Raw genomic sequence first — 6659 nt, 5'->3', positions numbered from 1 at the left:
GCGCATGGACATCGGCACGGGCCACCTCCAGTGGGTCAACGCCGGCCACCCGGCACCCCTGCTGATCCGCGACCACCAAGTCATCCAGACCCTGGACAGCCCCGGAACCCTCCCGGTCGGCTTCGGTGGCGACACACCGCAGATCAGCATGCGGCAGCTCCATCGCGGCGACCGGGTGTTGTTCTACACCGACGGAGTGGTCGAGGAGCACCAGAGCGGTGGGGAGCAGTTCGGCGAGGAACGCCTGATCGCCACCATCGAGCGTGTCGGACCCGCCGGTGGAGGCGTGCAGGAGATGGTGCGGGGCCTCTCCCACAGCCTGATGCGAGAGCGGGGCGGAACCACAACCGATGACGCGAGCCTCTTCCTGGTCGAGTGGCGCGGTGGCACCGCCGACCACCTCGCCAGCCCCGAGCTGTAGCGGCGCGCAGCTGCTACCGATCCACCGACGTACGCCCCGCCGACAGGACAGGACCCGGACAGCCCGAGGGAACCGCCGGAGGGCGCAGCGGTCGCCTCGCCCTCCTGGGCGGGCGAGGTCGGCTGGTCCAGACCGGACACGGCCAGGTACGGTCGGTAACCGTCGGCCCGGGATACCGTCCGCGGGGAGGCCGGCAGGGGCGAGCAGCGATCAGCAGGACGACGAATCGAGGAGGACGCGATGGTGCACGCACGGGCCGGGGAGCAGGCGGGACCAGAGGATCTGGTGGACGTGGCACGGCTGGTGACGGCGTACTACGCCCTGCACCCGGATGCCGACGATCCGGCACAGCGCGTGGCTTTCGGGACGTCCGGGCACCGCGGCTCCTCGCCGGCCACCGCCTTCAACGAGGACCACATCGCGGCGACCACGCAGGCGATCTGCGAGTACCGCGCCGCGCAGGGCATCACCGGCCCGCTCTTCCTGGGGGTGGACACCCACGCCCTCTCCGAGCCGGCCCGCGTCACCGCACTGGAGGTGCTGGCGGCCAACGGGGTCACCGTGCTCCTCGACGGTGCGGACGGCTACACGCCGACGCCGGCCGTCTCGCACGCGATTCTGACCCACAACCGGGTCGGCGCCGGCGGTTCGGCCGACGGCATCGTGGTCACCCCCTCGCACAACCCGCCGGCCGACGGCGGCTTCAAGTACAACCCGCCGCACGGCGGCCCGGCCGGGTCGGATGCCACCGGCTGGATCCAGGACCGCGCCAACGACCTGATCAGGGGCGGGCTGGCCGGCGTGCGGCGCATCCCGTACGCCCGGGCGCTGGCGGCCGACACCACCGGCCGATACGACTTCCTCGGCCGCTACACCGACGACCTGCCCTCGGTGCTGGATCTGGACGCCGTCCGGGCGGCCGGCGTGCGGATCGGGGCCGACCCGCTGGGCGGCGCCTCGGTCGCGTACTGGGGGCGGATCGCCGAGACCCACCGGCTCGACCTGACGGTGGTCAACCCCGTCACCGACCCGACGTGGCGGTTCATGACCCTGGACTGGGACGGCAAGATCCGGATGGACTGCTCGTCCCCGCACGCCATGGCCTCGCTGATCCGCCGCCGCGACGAGTACACCATCGCGACGGGCAATGACGCCGACGCCGACCGGCACGGCATCGTCACCCCCGACGGCGGGCTGATGAACCCCAACCACTACCTCGCCGTGGCCATCGACTACCTGTACCGCCACCGTCCTGACTGGCCCGCCACCGCCGCGGTCGGCAAGACGCTGGTCTCCTCGTCGATGATCGACCGGGTGGCCGACGACCTGAAGCGCGATCTGGTCGAGGTGCCGGTCGGCTTCAAGTGGTTCGTCGACGGGCTGCTCGACGGCTCGGTCGGCTTCGGCGGCGAGGAGTCCGCCGGGGCGTCGTTCCTGCGGCGCGACGGCCGGGTGTGGACCACCGACAAGGACGGCATCCTGCTCGCGCTGCTCGCGTCGGAGATCACCGCCGTCACCGGCAGCACCCCCTCGCAGCACTACACCGAGCTGACCTCGCGCTTCGGCTCCCCCGCGTACGCCCGGGTGGACGCGCCGGCCGACCGCGCGCAGAAGGCGGCCCTGGCCGGGCTCTCCGCGGACCGGGTCACCGCCGACCGGCTGGCCGGCGAGCCGATCACCGCCGTCCTCACCGAGGCGCCGGGCAACGGCGCCGGCATCGGGGGCCTCAAGGTCTGCACCGAGAACGCCTGGTTCGCGGCCCGGCCGTCCGGCACCGAGGACGTCTACAAGATCTACGCCGAGAGCTTCCACGGCCCCGAGCACCTCGCCCAGGTGCAGGAGCAGGCCCGCGCCCTGGTGGGGGAGGTCCTGGGGAGCTGACCCGCTCGGCGGCCACGGCGGCCACGGCGGCCGGGTGCGGTGGAGGCGGTGACGGCCTTGCGGGCCGTCACCGCCTCCTTTGCGTTGCCCACCGGGCGTCCTGTGGGCTGGGTGCGGCGTGCGGTGGCGGTGGGTGGTGGCTGTTCGGCCGCATCCCGACCCGGCGTCGACCCTGTTCCCCACCGCCCGGGGATTGCGCGAGAACGAGCGTTCTCCTACAGTGACACCAGAGCCGAGAACGATCGTTCTCCCGTGGCCACCGGCATCGAAGGCAGGCAGATCATGACGACTGGGACACGCCCCCCACTCCCCCCGTTCACGCGCGAGAGCGCCCTCCGGAAGGTCCGCCTGGCGGAGGACGGCTGGAACTCCCGCGACCCCGAGAAGGTCGCCCTGGCCTACACGGTGGACTCCCGGTGGCGCAACCGCGCGGAGTTCGTCGACGGACGCGAGGAGATCGTGGCGTTCCTGACCCGCAAGTGGCAGCGGGAACTGGACTACCGGCTGATCAAGGAGCTCTGGGCCTTCGACGGCCACCACATCGCGGTGCGCTTCGCCTACGAGAGCCATGACGACTCCGGCAACTGGGTCCGCTCCTACGGCAACGAGAACTGGGAGTTCGACGAGCACGGGCTGATGCGCCGGCGCTACGCCTGCATCAACGATCTGCCGATCCGCGAGTCGGAGCGCCTCTACCACTGGCCGCTCGGCCGCCGCCCGGACGATCACCCGGGGCTGGCCGACCTCGGCCTCTGACCCGGCTCCGACCGGCGCCGCCACCCCCGGGGAGCGCCCTTCGACCGGTGCACTAGCCTGGGAGAACGATGATTCTCACACCGGACGAGGCCCCCATGGACGAATCGGCAACGCTGCGGACCCGCGTACTCGACGCGGCCGAGGCGCTCTTCTACGCCAGGGGGCTGCAGACGGTGGGGATGGACGAGATCCGTACCACCGCGGGGGTGTCCCTGAAGCGGCTGTACCAGCTCTTCCCGTCCAAGGAATGCCTGGTCCGGGCGTACCTGCACCGACGCGACGCGCACTGGCGCGCGAAGCTGGCCGAGTACGTCGACGCCCGGCCGTCGGCCGGGGAGCGGATCCCGGCGGTCTTCGACTGGCTCCACCTCTGGTTCAGCGAGCCCGGCTTCCGCGGCTGCGCCTTCATCAACGCCTTCGGGGAGCTGGGGGCCACCTCGGATGTGGTGGCGGAGGCGACCCGTACCCACAAGGAGGCGTTCCGGCGCTACGTGGCGGGGCTGGTGGCGGCCGTGGGCGCGCCCGCCGCGCTGGCCGACCAGATCGCCCTCCTCGCCGAGGGCGCGATGACGACCGCGGCCGTCTCCGGCAGTCCCGAACCAGCCCGGCAGGGCCGCGCAGCCGCACGCACGCTGCTCGAAGCGGCCCTGACGCGCAGCCCGGCCGGGGCGGCAGCCCGGCCGTCGTAGGGGCACCCCGGCCACCACGGTCGGCCCTGCCTGCGGCCCCCTGTGCATCCGGCCCCGTCCCGCACACGCTGCGTCTGCGTGCGGGGCGGGGCCGACGTGCGGGGCGGGGCCGTCCGGCTGAAGTGGCGCCCGATCGGGTCATACGACGGCCCGATTGGGGTAACGGTGACCGGACGACCTTCCGGAGGCCCGCATGAGCAGCACGCCCCAGCCGCGGTCGATGCCGCGAGATCTTGTCCGGACCAAGCCGGTCGAGCAGTCGATCGCCGACACGCACGAACCCCAGCACGAGCTGAAGCGCACGCTCGGCGCGCTCGACCTGACCGTCTTCGGTGTCGGTGTGATCATCGGCACCGGCATCTTCGTCCTCACCGGCACCGCCGCCAAGAACAACGCCGGCCCCGCCGTCGCGCTCTCCTTCGCCGCGGCGGGCGTGGTCTGCGCGCTGGCGGCGCTCTGCTACGCCGAGTTCGCCTCGACCGTCCCGGTCGCCGGATCGGCGTACATCTTCGCGTACTCGACCCTCGGCGAGCTGCCGGCCTGGATCATCGGCTGGGACCTGGTGCTGGAGCTGGCCCTGGGCTCCGCGGTGGTCGCGGTCGGCTGGTCCGGCTACGTGCAGTCGCTGCTGGAGAGCGGCGGGGTGACGCTCCCCCACGCGATCTCCGGTGCGGCCACCGGCGGCTGGAGCTTCAACCTGCTGGCCGCACTGCTCGTGGCGCTGCTGACCGGCGTGATCCTGATCGGGATGCACCTCTCCGCCGAGATCACCAGGGTGATCGTGGCCATCAAGGTGACGGTCGTGCTGGTGGTGATCGTGGCCGGCCTGTTCTTCATCAAAGCCGACAACTACTCGCCGTTCATCCCGCCGGCCAAGGAGGTGGCGGGCAAATCCGGTGGCCAGTCCCCGCTGATCCAGGTGCTGTTCGGGTACACCCCGACCGACTTCGGCGTGATGGGAATCTTCACCGCGGCGGCCGTGGTCTTCTTCGCCTTCATCGGCTTCGACGTGGTGGCCACCGCCGCCGAGGAGACCCGCAATCCGCAGCACGACCTGCCGCGGGGCATCCTCGGCTCGCTGCTCATCTGCACGGTGCTCTACATGGCCGTCGCACTCGTGGTCACCGGCATGCAGAATTACACCGAGCTCTCCAGCGACGCCCCGCTCTCGGACGCCTTCAAGGCCGTCGGCCAGCACGCCTTCGCCGACATCATCGACGTCGGCGCCGTGGCCGGCCTCACCTCGGTGACCATGATCCTGCTGCTCGGGCAGAGCCGGGTCTTCTTCGCCATGAGCCGCGACGGCCTGCTGCCCCGCACCTTCTCCACCGTGCACCCGCGCTTCCGGACGCCCACCCGGGCGATCGTGCTGCTGGGCCTGGTGGTCGCCGTGCTGGCCGGGCTGATCCCGCTGGAGGAGCTGTCGGAGCTGGTGAACATCGGCACGCTGTTCGCCTTCGTGGTGGTGTCCGTCGGTGTGGTGATCCTCCGCCACACCCGGCCCGACCTGCCCCGGGCCTTCCGCTGCCCGTGGGTGCCGGTGGTGCCGATCCTCTCGGTCATGGCCTGCCTGTGGCTGATGCTCAACCTGCCGGTCGCGACCTGGTGGCGCTTCCTGGTGTGGATGGTGGTCGGGTTCGTCGTGTACTTCCTGTACGGGCGCGGCCACAGCCGGATCGGCCTGGCCGACCGGGCCCGGGACGCCGGCGGCGCGCCGTCCGCCGACAGCGGCCGGTAGCCCTTCTGCCGCGGGGGCCCGGCCTCGGGCATCCGCGCCGCGGGCATCGGCCACTCGGGGCGGGCCGGGCGGCGGTGCGGAGACCACCGCCCGGCCCGGCGTCGCGGGCGGGCATCGCAGCCACGCATCCCGGGCGGGCATCGCGGCAACGGCCGAGGAGGACAGGCATGGACTTCGACCAGGTCGCCGACGAGCTGTACACACTCCTACCGGCCGAGTTCACCCACGCGCGCGACGACTACGCCGCGCAGGCCGGGCAGGCGGGAGACCGGCCGCTCGCCAAACGCATCCGCGCGCTCCGGCGCCCGACCGCCGGAGCGTGGGCGGCCAACCTCCTCGTCCGGCGCCACCCCGACCGGCTCGGCCGGCTCCGCGACCTCGGCCAAGCCCTGCGCAGCGCCCAGGCGGGCCTGGCCGGCGACCGGCTGCGCGAGCTCTCCGCGCAGCGACGGCAGCTGCTGGCCGAACTGACCGAGCTGGCGCGCCGGGACGCGAAGGCGGCCGGGCAGCACCTCGGCGAGGAGGCGTTGGACGAGGTCACCGAGACGTTGCAGGCGGCCCTGGCCGATGAGCAGGCCATCGAGCTTCTCGCGCGGGGGCGGCTGGTCAAAGCCCTCCATCCGGCGGCCTGGCCCGCCGCAGCCCTGCCCGTCACTCCCCTGGCCGGCACCGACGAACCCGCGCGGGCGCCCTCCGCACCTGCGCCACCCACACCGCCCACCTCACGGCGGACGTCGAAGCCGACGCCCGCCCACGACCAGGCTCCGGCACCGACCCGGAAGCGGGCAGCGAAGGCCGCCTCCGCTCAGCAGCGGCAGCGCCTCGTCGGCGCCCGGCACGCCGCCGACGAGGCCGAGCGGGCGGCGCAGCAGGCCGCTGCCCTGGCCGACGAAGCCGCGCGCGAGGCGGGCAGGGTGGCTGCCGCTCACGAGCAGGCCGGACGCGAGGCCGAACAGGCACAGGCCGACCTCCGGGCGGCCCGCGATCGCGACAAGCAGGCCCGCGCGGCACTGCGCCGGGCCGCCGGCGATGAGCAACGCGCGCTGGCCGCGGCCGAGGCCGCCGCCGCGCGGTCCGCCCGCGCGCAGGAGCAGGCCCGCAGCGCCGCGCGCCGACTCGCCGACGCCGCCACCGAGGGCGCCGGATCCGACGCCTGACCGGCGCGCCAACGCTG

At 73.1% G+C, this 6659-nt stretch carries 6 protein-coding genes; all 6 read left to right on the top strand.

The genetic code is table 11. From position 1 onward, the window contains the following. Nucleotides 1-421: PP2C family protein-serine/threonine phosphatase (locus tag ACIBH3_RS21900; protein ID WP_396313700.1), on the top strand; the 421-nt coding region annotated here is incomplete at its 5' end. A 240-nt stretch (nt 422-661) separates the two neighbouring features. Continuing rightward, nucleotides 662-2302: a phosphoglucomutase (alpha-D-glucose-1,6-bisphosphate-dependent) gene (gene pgm / locus ACIBH3_RS21895; RefSeq protein WP_396313699.1), complete on the top strand. Its 1641-nt coding sequence runs from the start codon at nt 662-664 to the stop codon at nt 2300-2302. Between the two features lie 282 nt (nt 2303-2584). Next, complete coding sequence (locus tag ACIBH3_RS21890; protein ID WP_396313698.1) at nt 2585-3058, top strand: DUF1348 family protein; 474 nt, start codon at nt 2585-2587, stop codon at nt 3056-3058. A 95-nt stretch (nt 3059-3153) separates the two neighbouring features. Continuing rightward, complete coding sequence (locus tag ACIBH3_RS21885) at nt 3154-3747, top strand: TetR/AcrR family transcriptional regulator (RefSeq protein WP_396313697.1); 594 nt, start codon at nt 3154-3156, stop codon at nt 3745-3747. Between the two features lie 220 nt (nt 3748-3967). Then, a complete protein-coding gene (locus tag ACIBH3_RS21880) occupies nt 3968-5485 on the top strand; it encodes an amino acid permease (protein ID WP_396313708.1) in 1518 nt (505 codons plus the stop codon). A 167-nt stretch (nt 5486-5652) separates the two neighbouring features. Beyond that, nucleotides 5653-6642 (top strand): hypothetical protein, encoded by a 990-nt coding sequence (locus ACIBH3_RS21875; RefSeq protein ID WP_396313696.1) that lies wholly within the window; start codon nt 5653-5655, stop codon nt 6640-6642. Nucleotides 6643-6659 lie beyond the last annotated feature (17 nt).

The organism is Kitasatospora sp. NPDC050543 (assembly GCF_044457565.1).
Taxonomy (GTDB): Bacteria; Actinomycetota; Actinomycetes; order Streptomycetales; family Streptomycetaceae; genus Kitasatospora.
The sequence above is the reverse complement of the archived record's forward strand: the minus strand, read 5'-3'. Positions and strand labels throughout refer to the sequence as shown.